This window comes from Thalassospira povalilytica (assembly GCF_002844235.1).
Taxonomy (GTDB): Bacteria; Pseudomonadota; Alphaproteobacteria; order Rhodospirillales; family Thalassospiraceae; genus Thalassospira; species Thalassospira povalilytica.
In genome coordinates this window covers 40,403-58,066 of the sequence record NZ_PGTS01000004.1, presented here as the reverse complement: position 1 = coordinate 58,066, position 17,664 = coordinate 40,403, and the positions used below count along the sequence as shown (strand labels likewise).

Genomic DNA, 17,664 nt, shown 5'->3' with positions numbered 1-17,664 from the left:
TTCCGCCGGATTATTTACCCGCGGCGACTTCGTCGGCAACGGCATCGACCGCCTGTTTGGCGATATCGACAACCTTGTCGATTTCCGCCTTGGTGATGCAAAGCGGCGGGGCAAAGCCAAGGATGTCACCGTGCGGCATTGCGCGTGCAATCATGCCGCGTTCAAGACAGGCGGCTGACACACGCGGGCCGATCTTTGCGTTCGGATCGAAGCGTTCCTTTTTGGTTTTGTCGGCAACAAATTCCAGGGCCGCCATCAGGCCAACACCGCGGGCTTCACCCACCAGCGGATGATCCTTGAAGGTTTCACGCAGCAGATGCTGGAAATAGCCACCGGTCTCGGCCGCATTGCCCGTCAGGTTTTCACCATCGACAATATCAAGGTTGGCATTGGCAGCAGCCGCACATACCGGATGGGCGGAATAGGTCCAGCCATGGCCGATCGGGCCCATCTGATCCGAACCCTGTTCCAGGACCTTCCAGACGCGTTCACCGATAATCACACCCGAAAGCGGCAGATAGCCCGATGACACACCCTTGGCAATCGTGATCAGGTCGGGTTTCATGCCGTAATGCTGGGACCCGAAATAGGACCCGGTACGACCAAACGCGGTAACAACCTCGTCAGCAACCAGCAGAACGTCATATTTGTTCAGAACCGCCTGAATGGCATCCCAGTAACCTTCTGGCGGGGTGATGATGCCGCCCGTGCCCATGACCGGTTCGCCGATAAAGGCGGCCACGGTTTCCGGACCTTCGCGCAAGATCATTTTTTCAAGATCATCGGCACAACGTTTGGCAAATTCGGCCTCGGTCTCGCCGGCTTCGGCGTTCCAGTAATGGTGCGGGCAGGTGGTGTGCAAAACTGGTGCCCGCGGAAGATCAAACGCATTGTGGAAGGCCGCAAGACCGGTCAGGCTGCCGGTCATGATCCCGGAACCATGATAGCCGCGCCAGCGCGAGATGATCTTTTTCTTCTGCGGCAGGCCGCGGATATTGTTGTAGTACCAGATCAGCTTGATGTTGGTTTCGTTCGCATCCGAACCCGACATGCCGTAATAGACGCGCTGCATGCCTTCTGGGGCGCTTTTGACAATACGGTCCGACAGACGAATGATCGGCTCGTTACTGTGCCCGACATAGGTGTGATAATAGGCCAGTTCCTTGGCCTGGGCATAGATCGCATCGGCGACCTCGGTGCGGCCATAACCGATATTCACGCAATAAAGACCGGCAAAGGCATCAAGGGTTTCTTTGCCTTCGGTGTCATGAATATAGATACCCTTGCCACCATTGATGATGCGGTTCGGGGTTTCCCCGGCGGCGTGCTGGCGCATATGGGTGGATGGATGCATGAAATGCGCCCGATCCATTTCCTGCAAGTCGGCGGTGGTGTTTTTGATGACATTCATTTTGCTTCTCCCATGTGAATGCGGTGGTCGTTCTGGCGCATCAGGCCTTGTAGGCGGCGCAGACATATTTGAGTTCGGTGAATTCTTCGAGACCGTGACGCGATCCCTCGCGACCAAGGCCTGACTGTTTGACCCCGCCAAACGGAATGGGGGCGCCGGTGATCTTGACGCAGTTAAGCGCGACCATGCCGTATTCCAGGGCATTGGAAACCCGTGCTGCACGGTCATGATCATTGGTCAGCAGATAGGCGGCCAGACCATATTCGCTGTCATTGGCCTGTTGGACGACATCATCTTCATGGTCAAAGGCCATGACCGGTGCGACCGGGCCAAATGTTTCTTCGCGATAGATTTGCATATCGCTTGTGACATCGGCCAGAAGTGTCGGGGCATAGAACAGGCCACCCATCTTTTTGCCGCCGGTCAGAACGCGCGCACCTTTGGCGCGGGCATCCGCCACATGCTGTTCGCATTTGGCAATGGCGCGATCATGCATCAAAGGTCCGATTTCGACATGTTCCTCGATGCCGTTTCCAACCCGAAGGGCGGCAATCGCCTTGGCATATTTGTCGAGGAACGCATCATAAATGCCGCGCTGGACAAAGATGCGGTTGGCTGCAAGGCAATCCTGTCCGCTGGTGGCGAATTTGGCATTGATTGCATGTGCCACGGCCTCGTCGACATCAACATCATCAAACACGATGAACGGGGCATGACCGCCAAGTTCCATCGACATTTTCTTGATGGTCTGAGCCCCTTGTGACAGCAACAAACGTCCAACTTCGGTCGAACCGGTAAAGGACAATGCCCGCACCAGCGGATTGCCGCACAGCTCACCCACCACCGGGTTGGGATCACCGGTAACGATATTGAACACGCCCGCCGGGATCCCGGCCCGTTCGGCCAGTTCGGCAAGGGCGGTGGCGGAAAACGGCGTTTCGGTTGCCGGGCGGACGATCATGGTGCAACCGGCTGCCAATGCGGCAGCGGCCTTGCGCGTGATCATTGCGCACGGGAAGTTCCATGGTGTGACGGCTGCGGTAACGCCGATCGGTTCGCGTTTGACGCTCATATTGCGGCCGGGAAGGTGGGACGTGATGTTTTCAATATTCACGCGTTTGGCTTCTTCGGCGTAAAATTCGACAAAGCTTGCTGCGTAATCGATTTCGCCACGCGCTTCGTTGATCGGCTTGCCCTGTTCAAGGGTCATCAGCAAAGCCAGATCTTCCTTGTTCTCGATCAGAAGATCATGCCAGCGACGCAGTGCAGATGCACGTTCCTGGGGCAGCAACCCGGCCCATGCCGGAAAGGCCGCGCGGGCCGCGGCAATGGCCTTGCGGGTTTCAAAGATTCCCATATTCGGGACTGTGCCGATAAAACTTCCATCGAACGGGTTGGTGACTTCGATAACCTGAAGATTATCGGCCGAGCACCAGCGTCCATCGATATAGGCGTGTTCGCGCAGCAGCCGCAAATCGGCAAGCTGGCTTAACGACACACAACGCTGTTCTTTTGACTGTGCCGTCATTTTGACCTCCTTGAGAACCAGCCGACACTTCCGGTCGAGCCTGTTTGTTGAACTGCAAGGAAGCTATCAGCAGTTTCTCAGAGGAGGTTTCCGAACTCGGACCCAAATGATGCGTTTTTTTTGGTCCGCGATGGTCAAATCCGGATGTTTTTTCTGCGCGGGCGCAAAACGCCCGGTTTTCAGTCGTCAGGCGATGTCAGGTATTTCTGCATTTCGCGTTTCTGACGGCGCTTTTCGATCACGGTACGGATGATAATCACCAAAAAGAACAGAACAACCACACTGGTAGACATCGGAAAGGCAAAGGGAATGCCAAGGATGAAAACCAGCGCCCCGACGATGCTGCCGCCCAGCAGGGCCATAAACCCGCCAAGCATGACAATGGCCATCACCGCAGCAAGCAATATGGAAGCAACTTTGTTCATGGTCGGCTATTTCAGCAATTCAGGGCACATTTAGTCGCTTGTCCGGCTGCTGAGTTGTTTGGTGGTTTGATCCAGTCTGTCTGCAAGGACACGGATCAGCTGTACCGCGACGGCCTGGTCCTGTCGGACGAGGCCAAGGAATTCGGTTTTGTCGAGTTTGAGAACCGTCATATCCTCGACAGCACGGATGGTTGCCGAACGCGGTGCATCGACCAGAAGGGCGATTTCGCCGATGACTTCCTTGGGATGGACATCGCGCAGTTTCAGGGTTTGTTGTTCCTCGGTGGTCAGCCAGATTTCACCGCGACCGGAAATCACGATAAAGGCGGCATCGCCCGGGTCACCCTGTTTGACAAGGACCTCGCCATGTTTGAAGGTCAGGCGCGGGCTGGTAAAGGCCAGCAGCTTGACGACACTGGGATCAAGGCCGGCAAACAGCGGAATGGTGCGCAGCAGCCGGACTTCCTGTTCGATATTGCCATCGGCAAGAATGGCGGCATCGTCTTCGGTTTCGGTGGTGTCGCTGCTTTCATCGTCGGTATGGCTGCGGCGTTTGACCAGTTTGCCGTTCGACATATGCAGCAATGTATCGAACTTGTCATTGTCCTGATCATCGCCATCAACCCAGACCAGACTGGTATTGTCGTTTTCCCCGGTCAGATAATTGATGACGCTTTCACGGGTTTCACGGTCAAGTGCCGACAATCCTTCGTCGACAACCAGAAGATCGGGATTTTTGATCAGGGCGCGGACAAGGGCGATTTTCTGACGCAGGTTCTGTGACATGCGACTGCCGCCGACACCGACCTGACTTTCAAGACCGAGCGCAACCAGCCCTTCATACAGGCGGCCCTCATGGGCGATTTCGAACAGGACTTCGCCAACCCGTTCTTCTGAGTGCGCGCGGCCATAGGCAAAGCGACCAAACAGAAGGTTGTCAATGATCGGGGCAGCCGGGGCGTAACCGTCTGCTTCGAAGAAGTCGATATGTTGTGACAATTCTTCTGGCAGGTTGGCGCGAATTTTCGGGCGCGCCTTGAGAATCAGGTCACGGAAATCATCATCAATCACCCGCAAACGGTGGCGGGCCGGGGTCAGTTGCATGGCAACGTCAAGCAGACGAAGCTGGTCTTCTTCGCGCATGTCATCGACAGCAACGCCGTCTGTGCGTTTCAGGATGTTTTTGACATCGGCAATCTCATCGGCCGAGACAAAGCTGTAACGATCGAAAAATTCATGACCGGGCGGCAAGCCGGTAAACAGTTCGATCATCAGATCAAGTGTTTCACGACCCATCTTGACCATTTTGTCATAGAGGCCGTTTTCCCGAAGGCTTTCCTGAATGTAAGGATGAGACAGGAATTCATAACGCTTGAAATCGGTACGCGATGGCGACCCGAACATCAGGTTCACGCCGACCGGGGCGTTATCATTGTATTTTTCGATGTCATAGGGTTCGACAAGATCGGACAATTGCCGTTCTTCAAGGATCGCCTTCAGGCGCGGGCGGACATCAAGAATGGCCTCGACAAGGTCAGGGCGTTCTTCGGCATTGATCCGGCGCGACAGGCCGATCCGGTAGATGTCCCGATCCAGGCCCACAACTTCAAGCAGGCGCAAAAGTTCGCTTCGCAATTCATCAAGCGACTGATAGCCCGGTCCGATATAATCAATCCATTCGGCAGACGGATCATAGGGGATGTTGCCCGACATCCTGATCTCGTCATACATCTCGCGGGTCAGCTTCCAGGGCAGATCGGCCGGATCTGACAGTTCGATGGTCTCGACGAATTTCGGAAGCGGATATTTAGGATCGTCTGTTTGATGCTTCCCGTCCTGTTTGGTGCGGGCAAGCGCGTTTTTAACGTCGGATTTTTCAAGATCCGGATTATCGTTTTCGGCATCCTGATCAATGATGACCGGGCGGTGCTTCAATCCGTAAAACAGGTTATCGGCGATGCTGCCATTAAACAGATAGGCATCCGCCCCGACATAGGCCAGACGCTGGCCGATGACCGCGGGCGGCAACGCGGTTGCATCAAGATCATTGAACTGGATGCGTCCGCTGGTCGGATCAAGAATGCGTGCCAAAAGACGGGCAAGCTGTGACTTGCCGCTGTCGGAGGAGCCGGTCAGAAGGGCATTGCCCGGAAGCGCCATGTTAAAGGAAACATTTTCAACAACGCGGGTGCCGTCTTCGTCGATCCATGAAAGGGCGCTGACATCAAGCGGGCCGGAAAGCGAAGGCGACAAAGGCGCACTAAGCTGATGTTCGGGTGCAAGATCAGGCAGTTCGAACTGTTCATGCAGCTGTTCATATTTGATATGGGCATCCGCCAGACGCTGGTAATAGGCCAGCAATTCTTTCCACGGTGCTGACATGTCCTTATAGGCGGCAAGGGCCGCGACCAGCGCCCCGAAGCTGAGGTCACCGGTGATAACCAGATAACCGCCAATCGAATAGAAAAAGAACGGCGTGATCTGGGCAATGAAGTTGTTGAGAAACTTGATAAAGAATTTGCGGTAATAGATTTCCTTGCGGATTTCAAAAATCCGGCCCAGACGCTGGGTGAAATGGGTAAGTTCAAACCCCTGGGTTTCATGGGCGCGAATATCGGTCGCACCGCCAACGGTTTCGCCGATATGCTCGGACATGCGCCGCACGTTTTGCACGCGCTGTTTGCCAAGCAGGTTCACCCGGCGTTGCAATTTGGGGATCAGATATCCTTGCAACGGATAAAAGGCGACCGCTGCTAGACCCATCAACGGGTCCTGGATAAAGATAAAGGCCGAAATCGTGATCAGGATGCCGCCCTGATAAAGCGGAAGGGCAAACGCCTCGCCAAAGAAGCCGCCGAGCGGTTCGGCCTCGGCGGTGATCATTGAAACGATTTCACCCTGACTGGTTTTGCGAAAATGCGGCAGGGGAAAACGCAGGACACGGTCAAACAGCTCATAGCGCATCCGTCTGAGCATGCGTTCTGCCATCACGCCCTGATAGACGTTGATGAAATATTTGAACCCGCCATTCACAAACACAAGCGACAGGAAAATTGCCGACAGGGCAAACAGATATTCAATCTGGTTCAGCGGCACGCCAAGAATATCATAGGGCGCGCCGGCACCACCGATGGCTTCGTTGACGATTTGCTTTGGCAGGTCGAGCGAATAATACAGGAAGGGAAATGAAAGCAGTGTCACCACGGTCAGGATGATCTGCTGAAGGCGACTATGGCGCCAGATATAGGCAAAGACCGATTTGGGCATTCGCACGTCCCGTCTGTTGCATTGGAACTTTTTGTTCCTGTCGCTCGTTTTTATTGGGTGCAGTGCAGATTATGCGCAAGGATACCGATCAGCCAAGATCGAAACTTTGTCCTGGCTCGATAAAACCGCAAAATCCGTCTGCAATCGCATCGGGTTTGTCATAGGCCTGATAGTGGTAAAGCCACATCTTGGCCTTTACCGCGTCGGGCAACGTGACCAGTTCTTTGTAATGGGCATGGACGCCGGAATGTCTGGGGCCAAGTTCACAATCCTGAAAAATGATATCTGCTTTTTGATACAGCGACATATGGTCGTCGGGATTGAAAATCGCATCTGTCGTCAGGAAAAAGGACTGCTTTTTTCCGTGCCCGAACAGGGCATAGGAATACATGGTGGTTTCATTGGTCACGATATGCGGTGCGGGGATGACATCCAGATGCAGTCCCTGCCAGTCAAAGCCGTCCTTGATGCTGAGCGGGGCAACATCGAAATAGGATGACAGCTGGCTGTTGCCATGGTCGCTGGTTTCAAGACCGCCCCGCAGGGAATGTTCCCACAATGGTTCCAGCAGTTCCTGAACCGCAAACAGCGTGGCGCGATGCCCGTCAAACACAAAATAGTTGGCAAGTGCCATCCATTCCAGACCACCAATATGGTCCGAATGCAGATGGCTGATATAGACCGCATCAAAGTCGTTGGGCATGTAGCCAAGGTTGCGCAGCGAATGGCGCGCATCTGAACCACAGTCAATCAACAGGCGATGCGGTTGTGCGTTACCCGACGGGGTCGTTTCCAGAACCATGTTGCTCTGAAAATTGTCGGCTGCCATGCAAAAGGCTGAGCCCGTCCCCGCAAACGTAAGCTTCATTCCCCGTTCTCCCGATATTTTGTCGAAAGATTAGACGAGGTTCGGGGCGTTTAACCACCCCCTTTTATGAGCAAAGCTTGAATTTTTCTTGTCGATGGTGCTCTGACCACCTGTCTTTTAGGTGTTGGATGATCTGTTTTGATTGGAATTCGGGCCGGTGTTTGCCGCTGATTGGGCGGCGGAAAGTTTGCTCATTTCCTGACGTAACGCGCGGAGTTCCTGCATGATTTCCTGATGATCAAATTCGATCTCGTCGCGGGTTTTGTTTTCTTCGACATCGACATGGGTCGACATTGCATCAACCACAATTGCGATGAACAGGTTGAGCACCGCAAATGTCGTGACAAGGATGAAAGGAACGAAAAACAGCCACGCCAGCGGGTAAGACTCCATGACCGGACGGACGATCCCCATCGACCAGCTTTCGAGCGTCATGATCTGGAACAGCGAATAAAGCGACGCTCCGATTGTGCCAAACCAGTCGGGGAAACCCTGACCGAACAGTTTGGTTGCCATGACCGCAGAAACATAGAAAACAAGCGACAGCAATGTCAGTACCGACACCATGCCCGGAATAGCACGCATCAGGGCTTCGACCACCTTGCGCATCGAGGGCACGGTCGAAATCAGGCGGAACGCACGCAGGATTCGCAATGCCCGCAATACTGAAATGCCCTGTCCGGCCGGAAGCAGTGTGATCGCGACAATGGTGAAGTCAAAGACGTTCCAGGCGCGCTTGAAAAAGGCCAGCCGATAAACGGCAAGTTTCATCAGCAGTTCGACGACAAAGATCGCAACGGCAATCTGGTCGAGAACATGTAAAACCGTTCCGGCCTTTGCCATGACCGTTTCAGAGGTTTCAAACCCCAGAATCACGGCATTCACAGCAATGACGATGGTGATGAAATTTTTAAAGCGACTGGATTCTACGATCCGGCGAAGAGCGTCCATTCAGGTCTAGGCTCCGTTCGATGAGTATGATGACACCGAAAAGGGGAGAAAATGGGCGCCTGTTCTTGCCGGGATGTAACCGACGGACACATTGCGCCGGAGATCAGCAAAACAGGGCGCGACACGTCAAACCACGAGTATCGCGCCCTGAATTTAAAATCAGTTCAGGCCTTTGCGGCCCATTTCAAGGAACTTGTCGCGACGGCGTGCCTTGAGAACACCACCTTCGACATCATCCATGCTTTCAAGGGCCTTGATGATGGCGTCACCCACACGTTTGCAGGCTTCCTTGGCGTTGCGCTGTGCGCCGCCAAGCGGCTCGGGCACGATATCGTCGATCACGCCAAGCTGATGAAGATCCTGCGCGGTAAGGCGAAGGGCTTCGGCGGCGGTTTTGGCTTCGTCGCCCGAACGCCACAGAATGGAGGCGCAGCCTTCTGGCGAAATCACCGAATAGATCGAGTTTTCAAGCATCAGCACCGTGTTGGCAACCGCAAGCGCAATCGCACCACCAGAACCGCCTTCGCCGATGATGACCGATACCAGCGGAACCTTGATATCAAGGCAGGCTTCGATCGAACGCGCGATGGCTTCGGACTGGCCGCGTGCTTCGGCATCGGCACCCGGGAAGGCGCCGGCCGTATCAACCAGGGTCACAACCGGAATGTTGAAACGTTCAGCCATACGCATCAGACGGATGGCCTTGCGGTACCCTTCCGGACGGGCCGAACCGAAATTGTGTTTCACACGGGTTTCGGTATCACGGCCTTTTTCATGGCCGATCACCATTACGGTGCGGCCCTGAAGACGACCAAAACCGCCGATGATTGCAGCGTCTTCGCCAAACTGGCGGTCGCCGGCAAGCGGGGTAAAATCGTCAAACAGGTTTGCGATATAGTCGGCAAAGTGCGGACGATCCGGGTGGCGGGCGACCTGCGTCTTCTGCCACGGGGTCAGCTTGCCATAGGTGCTTTGCAGCAACTTGGTCAGCTTGTCCTGCAGGCGCGCAACCTCGTCTGCGATGTTGACTTCGTCATTGCCCGTCAGGTGACGGAGCTCTTCGATCTTGCCTTCAAGTTCGGCGATCGGTTTTTCAAAATCGAGGAAGTTATGCATCAGGGCATCATATCCGACTGGGAAACAATGGGGCGGAACATAGTTGATCAACCCGCTACGTCAAGAGTTGACCGATAAGCTATCCATATTTTCCGTTTATGGCGTAAGGTTCGCACTTCATCCAGTGACATTTTGCACGCGGGTTGCCATGACGTCCAGTATCCAGATCACAGTCGCACAAGTACCTGAAAAAGTTCCGTTTGATCGGCTTGTGGAAATTCTTCTGGCGGCATTCGCCTTTCAGGATGGCATCGTCGATCCGCCAAGCTCGGCAAAGTCGGTGAATGTGTCCGAACTTCAGTGGCGATTTGCCCGCGATACCCTGATTCTGGCCCATGATCAAAACGGCACCGTTGTCGGACAGGTCTGGATCGAAGATATCGGCAAGGATGCGTACCTATATAAATTGTCAGTGGACCCCGCGAGCAAGGGCGGGGGTATCGGCCGTGCACTGGTCGAGGCGGCCTGTGCGTTCGCGGCAAAGAACGGCAAGGAGATGATGCGCCTGCATGTTCGTGTGGAACTGCGCGACAATATCGCGTTCTTTCGCGCCCGCGGATTTGACATTGCGGGCGAGGGCATTCACGACGGATATGATCGCCCGACATTCTGGAAAATGGCCCGGCGTCTTTCGGTCTAGGCGGTCTGTGTTTCCGGAATTCCGTGTTTTGACACTGCATAATAGGGCACATGGGTTTCACCCCATGCCTTGAGGGCCAGGATAATGTCGCGCAATGTTTCGCCCTTGGCCGTCAGGCTGTATTCGACCCGCGGGGGAACTTCGGCATAGACTTCGCGATGGACAAGGCCGTCGGCCTCCAACTCGCGGAGTTGGCGGGTCAGCATGCGCTGGGTCACGCCGGGCATCATGCGGCGCAATTCGTTGAACCGTTTTGTTCCATCAAGCAGATGGAACATCACCACACCTTTCCATTTGCCCCCAATGACATCAAGTGCGCCTTCGACCGGGCAACCGGGACTGCGATTTGGCGGACAGATGGTCATCGTGAAACTCCTTCATGGGCGAAATAGTGCGCGCACTGTTGGCGAAAACCGCATAAATCCGCAATAGTATACAAATTGTCACTATATGCAAAAATTGTGCGTACTTATCACTTTGGTCATTATGCGCTAACTCTTTGGCATTCACAAATCAAACCTTTGAAGAAAAGGACGACATACGATGAAAGCCATTGGCGTTTACAAATCCGCCCCGGTCGATACCGACGGGCTGTTCACCCGGATTGAGACCGAAGAACCGTTAGCGACCGGTCATGACATTCTTGTGCGGGTCAAGGGTGTTGCGGTTAACCCGGTTGATTTCAAAGTTCGCAAAGGCAAACAGGATGACGGCGCGTTCAGGATTTTGGGTTGGGACGCGGCCGGTATTGTCGAAGCGGTCGGCGAAGATGTGACCCTGTTCCGTCCGGGCGATGAAGTCTGGTATGCGGGCGATGTCACCCGGTCCGGATCGAATGCCCAGTTGCAACTGGTGGACGAACGCATCGTCGCCCCAAAACCGAAATCACTTGATTTCGCAGCGGCCGCGGCCTTGCCATTGACCACCATCACCGCGTGGGAAGCGATGTTTGACCGTTTGCTGATTGATCGCGATGCGGTGGCAACGAATGGCGCAAAAACCATCCTGATCATTGGCGGTGCAGGCGGTGTCGGCTCGATCGCGATCCAGTTGGCAAAACTTGCCGGTTTGAAGGTGATCACGACCGCATCGCGCCCCGAAACCGTTGCCTGGGTCACAAAACTCGGCGCGGACAACGTCATCAATCATCGCAATCCGCTTGATGAAGAATTGGCCGTCCTTGGCATGTCGAATGTCGATTACATCTTCTGCACGTCGGAAACGGATCAGTATTTCGATGTGATGGCAACCATGATCGCGCCACAGGGCCGGATCGTGACCATCACCGAAGCGACGCAAAATCATAATGTCGACCTTCTGAAAGCAAAGTCTGCCAGCTTCTCTTATGAATTCATGTTCACCCGCTCGATGTTCCAGACCGATGACATGATTGAACAGCATAAATTGCTGGCAACTGTCGCACAGCTGGTCGATGACGGTGTGATTGCCAATACCGCAAATGAAAGCTTTGGCCCGCTGACACCGGAAAGCCTGCAAAAGGCCCATGCGCTTCTTGAAAGCGGCAAGGCGATTGGCAAGATCACCTTTGATGCGATCCCGGACTAGGAACGCCTGAAAATTCGCGTTTTACAGCCAAAAGGGGCGCAGTGATTTGCGCCCCTTTTGCTGTTTTAACGTCGCCGGGCTTTTGGATTAGCCCGCATCACGCGCGGCAATGGCTTCGGCCTGTTTAACCATGACTTCGGCCTGTTTGATCGATGCAATATCGATCAAGCGGCCATCAAGGGCGACAGCGCCGGCACCTTCGGCCTGGGCTTTTGCCATGGCTTCGAGGATGCGTTTGGCTTTGGTCACTTCGGCCTCGGACGGTGAATAGACGTCATTGGCAAGGCCGATCTGGCTTGGATGGATGGCCCATTTGCCTTCGCAGCCCAGCACCATGGCGCGCGCCCCTTGGGCGCGATAGCCATCGGGATCGGAAAAGTCACCAAACGGCCCATCAATCGGGCGCAGACCATTGGCGCGTGCGGCCACCACCATGCGTGCAATGGCATAATGCCACATATCGCCCCAGTGATAGTCGCGCGGATTGTCGCCATCCTTGTCGGTCAGAACGCCATAATGCGGGTTCGGGCCACCAATGCCGGTCGTCATTGCCTTGGTCGAGGCCGCGTAATCGGCAACACCGAAATGCAGGCTTTCATTGCGCGGGGAGGCCGCGGCAATTTCGTGAATGTTCTGCATGCCAAGGGCGGTTTCAATGATCAGTTCAAACCCGATCCGTTTTTTGCGGCCTTTGGCCGTTTCGATCTGGGTTGTCAGCATATCAAGGGCATAGACGTCGGACGCGGTCCCGACCTTGGGGATCATGATCAGGTCAAGCCGGTCGCCGGCCTGTTCAAGAACATCAACAACATCGCGATACATATAATGTGTATCAAGACCGTTGATCCGGACCGACAGAACCTTGTCACCCCAGTCAATGTCGTTGATTGCCGCGATAATGTTTTTGCGGGCCTGTTCCTTGTCGCTGGGCGCTACCGCGTCTTCCAGATCAAGGAAAATGGCATCGGCTTTGGATTTGGCGGCCTTTTCAAACAGCTCGATCCGGCTGCCGGGGACGGCAAGTTCCGATCTGTTCAGGCGTGCTGGCGCCGGGGTCGGTGTGGTGAAGCTCATGATAACGTCTCTCCAGAACCTGTCATTTCAAGTGGACATCACGGGCAAGCAATCCCGTGAATGTCGCTGGCGTGTTTTGCGTCCCGTTTTCGGGATCGTACCGTGGCCGCCGTGACAGTTATGTGGTCCGCGATCATTGTGCGTCGCGGTAGTCCTGATCTCAATTTATGGTGCATATGCGAAGGCTGGCAAGCTTAAAAAGCGTGCGTTCCATTGTGCTTTCGATGCAGACGGGTGTTTAATAAGAAAAAGTGGAGATAAGCCCGATAAAGCAATAGCCCCTTAACAGCTCAGCCGCTAGATTACCGCCGATATCCGGGGGCGGCGTACTGCAGCCATTCCCGATGGTCACATCAGCAGGTAGTAAAAATCGACCCATGCGTCGCGCTTATTCCATCATTGTTTCCGCCGGTATGGCACCTGTCCTGATCATGGGGGCATGTCTGGTTCTGGCGGTTTCGCCAAACCTTGTACCGAACGAACTGGCCGGGCTTGTCCGGTATGGTCCGTTTTTGCTGGCGGTTCTGGGCGGTGCGATCGCGTGGTGGTTCAACCGCGGGCGCGCGGTGTTTGTGATGCTATTGCTGCTGATCTGTTATTGGCTTCTGGTCGGAAACGGGGCGGGGTTTTCGCCTGACGGGCTGGCCTTTTTACGCATTGCGACGCTGTATCTGATCCCGATCAATCTGCTGATCCTTGGCTTTACCGCGGAACGTGGTGTTTTGAACCCGCGCGGCATCGCCCGGATGCTGGTTCTGGGATTGCAGATTTTTGTCATGCTGATGCTTGCCGGGCAGCCCGATGTCGGCTCGGCACTGTATCATCTGCTTGATACCCGGTTTTTCGTCAGTGCCGGTTTCCTTGACGCAATGCCTCACCCGGCCATGATTATCTCGTTTGTGGCGGTGGTGTTGTTGCTGATCCGTCACAAGCCGCTTGAAACCAGTTTTGCAGCCGCGATCATTGCCATTGATGTCGCAACTGTCATGGGGGCGGGCATCATCCAGTATGGATATCTTGCCGCCACCGGGGTGGTGTTGGCGGGGCTGGCCCAGGAAGCCTGGCGCATGGCATTTGTTGATGATCTGACGGGGCTGCCCGGGCGGCGCGCGCTTGGCCATGCCATGGCCGAACTTGGCAATCAATATACGGTTGCGATGCTTGACGTTGATCACTTCAAGAAATTCAACGACACCTATGGGCATGATGTTGGTGACATTGTTCTGAAAAAGGTGGCGCGTGAATTGTCACGTGTTGGCGGGGGCGGCAAGGCGTTCCGATATGGCGGCGAAGAATTCACCGTACTGTTTGCCGGCCGGACCGCACAAAAGGCTACAGAGCCGCTCGAAGCGCTGCGCAAGCGGATTGCTGAAAATAAAATTGCTGTCCCTGAAAAGAACAAAACCGTTTCCGTGACGATTTCGGTCGGGGTTTGCGAACGCGACGATGATGCGACCGATCCCTGGGGCGTTTTGAAGCGCGCCGATCAGAAACTTTATGAAGCCAAGCAGGCCGGCCGTAACCGCGTTGTTGCCTGATCAGGCAACAAAACTATCGGTTCGGGACGGCGTCAGGCTTGGCTGCCTTGCTGCTCAAAGCTCATCAAATTTGAACACAAGCCGCATGGACCCCGCCGTATTGGCAAGGGTCGCCAGGCAGTTTGCCGCACGTTCAGCCGGGATTTCGACCGCAAAACGGGTGGTATAGATGCGCGCATCCTTTTCATCGGTTGCTGATGCCGCCATGCGAACAATATTGGCATTATATTCGATGAAAATTTCCGACAGTCGGGCGATCAGACCCGGCTGATCAATGCCGGAACATTCGATCAAGTGGGTCGCGCCGGGGGCGGTGGTCAGTTCCGGTGCAGCCGCGATCTGTTCAACAACAATGTCCGCATTGGTCATCGGAAGTTCGCTGACAGCGGATTTGCATTCGGCAATGGAACAGCTTTCAGGCAGTTCGCAATCGGTTTCAAAGATCGCTTTTGCGTCCTTCATGGTGAAGGATGTCGTGCCAAGGTTCGCTCCAATGTCAAACAGGCGTCCGGTAATGTCCGAAATAAGACCGACGCGGTCATCGCAAGAAATCATAATGCGTGCGTTGGCGTTCATCTGTCGCGCTCCGTATTGTGGAAGTTCCCTAAGGCTTTGTTTTGAATTGCCATCCTATCAATAGCTATATGCGCTTCGCACGGTCTTTTGTCGATTGTCCGAAACAAAGAAAAATAAGGTCAATACGCGCGGGATCAGACATCCGATGAGGCATCCGGGTTCACATTTATATGATTGAACCAACCGTCAAACCGTGAGCGTAAGCGATCTCTGACAGCGAAATGCGGAATGCGAAATTCCGTAATCACGTTCCAAGGAGATTGAAACATGACTGCTTTCAGAACTTCGCTTATTGCTGTTAGCGCCGCTGCGGGCCTTTTGCTTGGCGCGGCATCGGCCAAGGCTGCCGACATCGTCGATACCGCCGTTTCGGCCGGTTCGTTCAAAACGCTGGTTGCTGCTGTACAGGCAGCAGGGCTGGTCGACACCCTTAAGGGTGACGGACCGTTTACTGTATTTGCCCCGACTGATGATGCCTTTGCGAAATTGCCGGCAGGCACGGTCGAAGATCTGCTGAAGCCCGAAAACAAGGACAAACTTGTTGCGATCCTGACCTATCACGTGGTGCCGGGCAAGGTGATGTCGGGTGACATCGCCGGCAAGGAAATGGCGGTTGCCAGTGTGCAGGGCGACACCATTGATGTGAACGCGACCAGTGGCGTCATGGTCGATGACGCATCGGTCGTAACGGCCGATATCGAAGCCGATAACGGTGTCATTCACGTGATCGACAGCGTGATCATGCCATCGATGTAATTTGCCGGAATTATGATTGGCCGGAATGGCAATTAGCCAGAATTGGCATCCGTGCAGCCCGTCGCGCAATTGCGGCGGGCTGTTTTCTTTTGGGGATTGTGATCGAAGGGCAGTGGCAAAGTGCAAAAACAACAAAGGCCCAAAAAGCACAAAGGCCCGACGGGTAACGTCGGGCCTTTGACTGGCGCGCCCGGAAGGATTCGAACCTCCGGCCTTCTGATTCGTAGTCAGATGCTCTATCCAGCTGAGCTACGGGCGCTTTTTAAAGCTTATGTAAATGGTAAAGGCTCGACGCGGTAACGTCGAGCCTTTCACTGGCGCGCCCGGAAGGATTCGAACCTCCGGCCTTCTGATTCGTAGTCAGATGCTCTATCCAGCTGAGCTACGGGCGCATTGCCTTAATTTCCGGCGGTTTGCTTGGGTGTGCTCCCCGTCGGCGGAGCGGAACTTATGCAAACGAGCAGGGCATTGCAAGCAGTAAATTTCAAAAAAAGGTATTTTTTCACAAGCCACCGTTTACAGGACTGCTACGCACTTGTTTTGCCCGGCTTTGTCCGGTTTGTCGGACTTATGGACAAGACTCGGCAAAAAAGGGGCAAATGCGTCTTGTTCCATAAGTGGTCGTGGACTAAGATGCTTTCAATCCCGGGGGAGCAGGGGCTTGTTTCACCACATAAAAAGGCAAGCCCAGGGAGATTCGCATATTTCTACTTAGGTAATAGATCGAAATGGCCGTTCGTAAAACCTACCTTGCCGTAATCGGCACCGCCCTTATGCTGGGGGGATGTTCTTTTTCTTCTGAGGCCCTTTGGCCGACACTTGCTGGTGAAGAAGATACGACCCAGAACAATGTGGTCGCATCCGAGCCGGTTGGTGCCAATGCCACCACCAGTTACGATGTTGCTGCAAGCACGCAGCCGCTGACCGGTGTTTCTCAGACCGGGACCTTTGTCGGTTCCAAAGTCGAGAACATGCAGCAGGAACTCAACCGCCTGAAGGCGGCTCTGAATGAACACAACAACGAATTGCAACAGCTTCGGGCACAGACTGTTTCGCACTCGCAGGCCTATCACGGCACTGTGGCGGCAATCAGCGCGCGTCTGCAGGTTGGTACCACCCCGGGTAACCCGGTTCTGGTGCAGCAGTGGAACACCGCGCAGTCCGAACTGGATCGTGTGAATGACGATATCGCCGCGCTGAATTCGCTGGCAAACAAGGTTGCCGCCGACAGCACGCTTTCGACCTTCCTGCTTGAGTCGGTGCGTTCGGCTTATCAGGTATCGGGTGCTGTTGACGAAGATCACCGTCAGCTCGCACTGCTTGAAGACGAAACCAACCGCACCACGGTGCTGATTGACCGTCTTCTCAATGAAATCAGCGAAAGCCTGTCGCGTCAGACATCCTATGTCAGCACCGAACGTGCGAACCTGAATGCCCTGGCACTGGCCGTCAAAAACGGTGAAATCTTCGGGGATTCGCTTTCCAAGCGTGTCTTCCAGTCACAGGCCGCACCGGCATCGAGCAGCCCGCGCATGGCCGCAACCAGCGACCGTCCGCTGGTGGTCATCCGGTTTGACAATGCCAACGTGAAATACGAGCAGGCGCTTTATAACGCGGTAAACCGTGTTCTGGAACGCCGCCCGCAGGCAAGCTTTGACGTGGTTGCCGTGACCCCGAATCGTGGTACCCCGGCGCAGGTTGCGTTGAATTCCAACAAATCCAAACGCAATGCGCAGGCGGTTCTTCGCTCGCTCACCGATATGGGCATGCCGAGTTCGCGCGTGCGCGCATCGGATGCCACCAGCGCATCTGTTTCGGCCAACGAGGTGCATGTCTTCGTGCGCTAAGTCCGGCTGGGCATACGGATTTTAAGAACGGCTATGGCGGGTGCTTCGGGAAATCGAAGCACCCGTTTGTTTTGGATAACATGACCCGACAGATCCCCTGT

15 protein-coding genes and 2 tRNA genes are annotated in these 17,664 nt (G+C 54.8%); 5 read left to right on the top strand and 12 right to left on the bottom strand.

The genetic code is table 11. The annotated features are described in order from the left end of the window. Positions 1-10: 10 nt before the first annotated feature. From CU041_RS11720 to CU041_RS11690, 7 genes are all read right to left on the bottom strand, one after another. Entirely contained in the window at positions 11-1,411 is a 1,401-nt protein-coding gene (locus CU041_RS11720) for an aspartate aminotransferase family protein (RefSeq protein ID WP_068516929.1), read from the bottom strand. Between the two features lie 40 nt (positions 1,412-1,451). Next, positions 1,452-2,939: an NAD-dependent succinate-semialdehyde dehydrogenase gene (locus CU041_RS11715; protein ID WP_101247089.1), complete on the bottom strand. Its 1,488-nt coding sequence runs from the start codon at positions 2,937-2,939 to the stop codon at positions 1,452-1,454. A 179-nt stretch (positions 2,940-3,118) separates the two neighbouring features. Further along, on the bottom strand, positions 3,119-3,364 hold the full coding sequence (locus tag CU041_RS11710; protein WP_101247088.1) for a hypothetical protein: 246 nt from the start codon (positions 3,362-3,364) through the stop codon (positions 3,119-3,121). 30 nt (positions 3,365-3,394) lie between these two features. Then, the gene (locus tag CU041_RS11705; protein ID WP_101247087.1) at positions 3,395-6,631 is read right to left on the bottom strand and encodes an ABC transporter transmembrane domain-containing protein; all 3,237 of its coding nucleotides are present in this window, start codon (positions 6,629-6,631) and stop codon (positions 3,395-3,397) included. A gap of 88 nt (positions 6,632-6,719) precedes the next feature. Next, complete coding sequence (locus tag CU041_RS11700; RefSeq protein ID WP_068516925.1) at positions 6,720-7,499, bottom strand: MBL fold metallo-hydrolase; 780 nt, start codon at positions 7,497-7,499, stop codon at positions 6,720-6,722. A 117-nt stretch (positions 7,500-7,616) separates the two neighbouring features. Further along, a complete protein-coding gene (locus tag CU041_RS11695) occupies positions 7,617-8,450 on the bottom strand; it encodes an ion transporter (protein WP_101247086.1) in 834 nt (277 codons plus the stop codon). 159 nt (positions 8,451-8,609) lie between these two features. Next, positions 8,610-9,566: an acetyl-CoA carboxylase carboxyltransferase subunit alpha gene (locus CU041_RS11690; protein ID WP_101247336.1), complete on the bottom strand. Its 957-nt coding sequence runs from the start codon at positions 9,564-9,566 to the stop codon at positions 8,610-8,612. A gap of 148 nt (positions 9,567-9,714) precedes the next feature. Between CU041_RS11690 and CU041_RS11685 the strand changes: the two genes are divergently transcribed. Further along, a complete protein-coding gene (locus CU041_RS11685) occupies positions 9,715-10,206 on the top strand; it encodes a GNAT family N-acetyltransferase (RefSeq protein WP_101247085.1) in 492 nt (163 codons plus the stop codon). Here the strand turns inward: CU041_RS11685 and CU041_RS11680 are convergent. Next, a complete protein-coding gene (locus tag CU041_RS11680; RefSeq protein WP_101247084.1) occupies positions 10,203-10,571 on the bottom strand; it encodes a winged helix-turn-helix transcriptional regulator in 369 nt (122 codons plus the stop codon). The genes CU041_RS11685 and CU041_RS11680 overlap by 4 nt on opposite strands. 178 nt (positions 10,572-10,749) lie before the next feature. On the opposite strand from CU041_RS11680, the gene CU041_RS11675 reads away from it, so the two are divergent. Further along, positions 10,750-11,772: a zinc-binding alcohol dehydrogenase family protein gene (locus tag CU041_RS11675; protein WP_101247083.1), complete on the top strand. Its 1,023-nt coding sequence runs from the start codon at positions 10,750-10,752 to the stop codon at positions 11,770-11,772. A gap of 87 nt (positions 11,773-11,859) precedes the next feature. Here CU041_RS11675 and CU041_RS11670 read toward each other — a convergent pair whose 3' ends face one another. Then, positions 11,860-12,846, bottom strand: a complete 987-nt coding sequence (locus CU041_RS11670; protein WP_101247082.1) for an HpcH/HpaI aldolase/citrate lyase family protein — start codon at positions 12,844-12,846, stop codon at positions 11,860-11,862. A gap of 377 nt (positions 12,847-13,223) precedes the next feature. Here CU041_RS11670 and CU041_RS11665 point away from each other — a divergent pair, with 377 nt between their 5' ends. Further along, positions 13,224-14,384: a GGDEF domain-containing protein gene (locus CU041_RS11665; protein WP_101247081.1), complete on the top strand. Its 1,161-nt coding sequence runs from the start codon at positions 13,224-13,226 to the stop codon at positions 14,382-14,384. Positions 14,385-14,438: 54 nt separating this feature from the next. Here the strand turns inward: CU041_RS11665 and CU041_RS11660 are convergent, their stop codons facing one another. Next, positions 14,439-14,960 carry a glycine cleavage system protein R gene (locus CU041_RS11660; RefSeq protein WP_068516918.1) on the bottom strand — a complete coding sequence of 174 codons (522 nt, stop codon included), beginning with the start codon at positions 14,958-14,960 and terminating at the stop codon, positions 14,439-14,441. A gap of 267 nt (positions 14,961-15,227) precedes the next feature. On the opposite strand from CU041_RS11660, the gene CU041_RS11655 reads away from it, so the two are divergent. Next, a complete protein-coding gene (locus tag CU041_RS11655) occupies positions 15,228-15,716 on the top strand; it encodes a fasciclin domain-containing protein (RefSeq protein WP_068516917.1) in 489 nt (162 codons plus the stop codon). Between the two features lie 182 nt (positions 15,717-15,898). On the opposite strand, the gene CU041_RS11650 is transcribed toward CU041_RS11655, so the two are convergent. Next, a tRNA-Arg gene (locus CU041_RS11650) sits at positions 15,899-15,975 on the bottom strand. Positions 15,976-16,031: 56 nt separating this feature from the next. Next, positions 16,032-16,108, bottom strand: a tRNA-Arg gene (locus tag CU041_RS11645). Between the two features lie 336 nt (positions 16,109-16,444). Here CU041_RS11645 and CU041_RS11640 point away from each other — a divergent pair. Next, a complete protein-coding gene (locus CU041_RS11640) occupies positions 16,445-17,563 on the top strand; it encodes a hypothetical protein (protein ID WP_068516916.1) in 1,119 nt (372 codons plus the stop codon). Positions 17,564-17,664: the final 101 nt, after the last annotated feature.

Bases quoted from the DNA above. Each gene is read 5' to 3' on its own strand.
- CU041_RS11720 (WP_068516929.1), bottom strand. From the start codon at position 1,411: ATGAATGTCATCAAAAACACCACCGCCGACTTGCAGGAAATGGATCGG.
- CU041_RS11715 (WP_101247089.1), bottom strand. From the start codon at position 2,939: ATGACGGCACAGTCAAAAGAACAGCGTTGTGTGTCGTTAAGCCAGCTT.
- CU041_RS11710 (WP_101247088.1), bottom strand. From the start codon at position 3,364: ATGAACAAAGTTGCTTCCATATTGCTTGCTGCGGTGATGGCCATTGTC.
- CU041_RS11705 (WP_101247087.1), bottom strand. From the start codon at position 6,631: ATGCCCAAATCGGTCTTTGCCTATATCTGGCGCCATAGTCGCCTTCAG.
- CU041_RS11700 (WP_068516925.1), bottom strand. From the start codon at position 7,499: ATGAAGCTTACGTTTGCGGGGACGGGCTCAGCCTTTTGCATGGCAGCC.
- CU041_RS11695 (WP_101247086.1), bottom strand. From the start codon at position 8,450: ATGGACGCTCTTCGCCGGATCGTAGAATCCAGTCGCTTTAAAAATTTC.
- CU041_RS11690 (WP_101247336.1), bottom strand. From the start codon at position 9,566: ATGCATAACTTCCTCGATTTTGAAAAACCGATCGCCGAACTTGAAGGC.
- CU041_RS11685 (WP_101247085.1), top strand. From the start codon at position 9,715: ATGACGTCCAGTATCCAGATCACAGTCGCACAAGTACCTGAAAAAGTT.
- CU041_RS11680 (WP_101247084.1), bottom strand. From the start codon at position 10,571: ATGACCATCTGTCCGCCAAATCGCAGTCCCGGTTGCCCGGTCGAAGGC.
- CU041_RS11675 (WP_101247083.1), top strand. From the start codon at position 10,750: ATGAAAGCCATTGGCGTTTACAAATCCGCCCCGGTCGATACCGACGGG.
- CU041_RS11670 (WP_101247082.1), bottom strand. From the start codon at position 12,846: ATGAGCTTCACCACACCGACCCCGGCGCCAGCACGCCTGAACAGATCG.
- CU041_RS11665 (WP_101247081.1), top strand. From the start codon at position 13,224: ATGCGTCGCGCTTATTCCATCATTGTTTCCGCCGGTATGGCACCTGTC.
- CU041_RS11660 (WP_068516918.1), bottom strand. From the start codon at position 14,960: ATGAACGCCAACGCACGCATTATGATTTCTTGCGATGACCGCGTCGGT.
- CU041_RS11655 (WP_068516917.1), top strand. From the start codon at position 15,228: ATGACTGCTTTCAGAACTTCGCTTATTGCTGTTAGCGCCGCTGCGGGC.
- CU041_RS11640 (WP_068516916.1), top strand. From the start codon at position 16,445: ATGGCCGTTCGTAAAACCTACCTTGCCGTAATCGGCACCGCCCTTATG.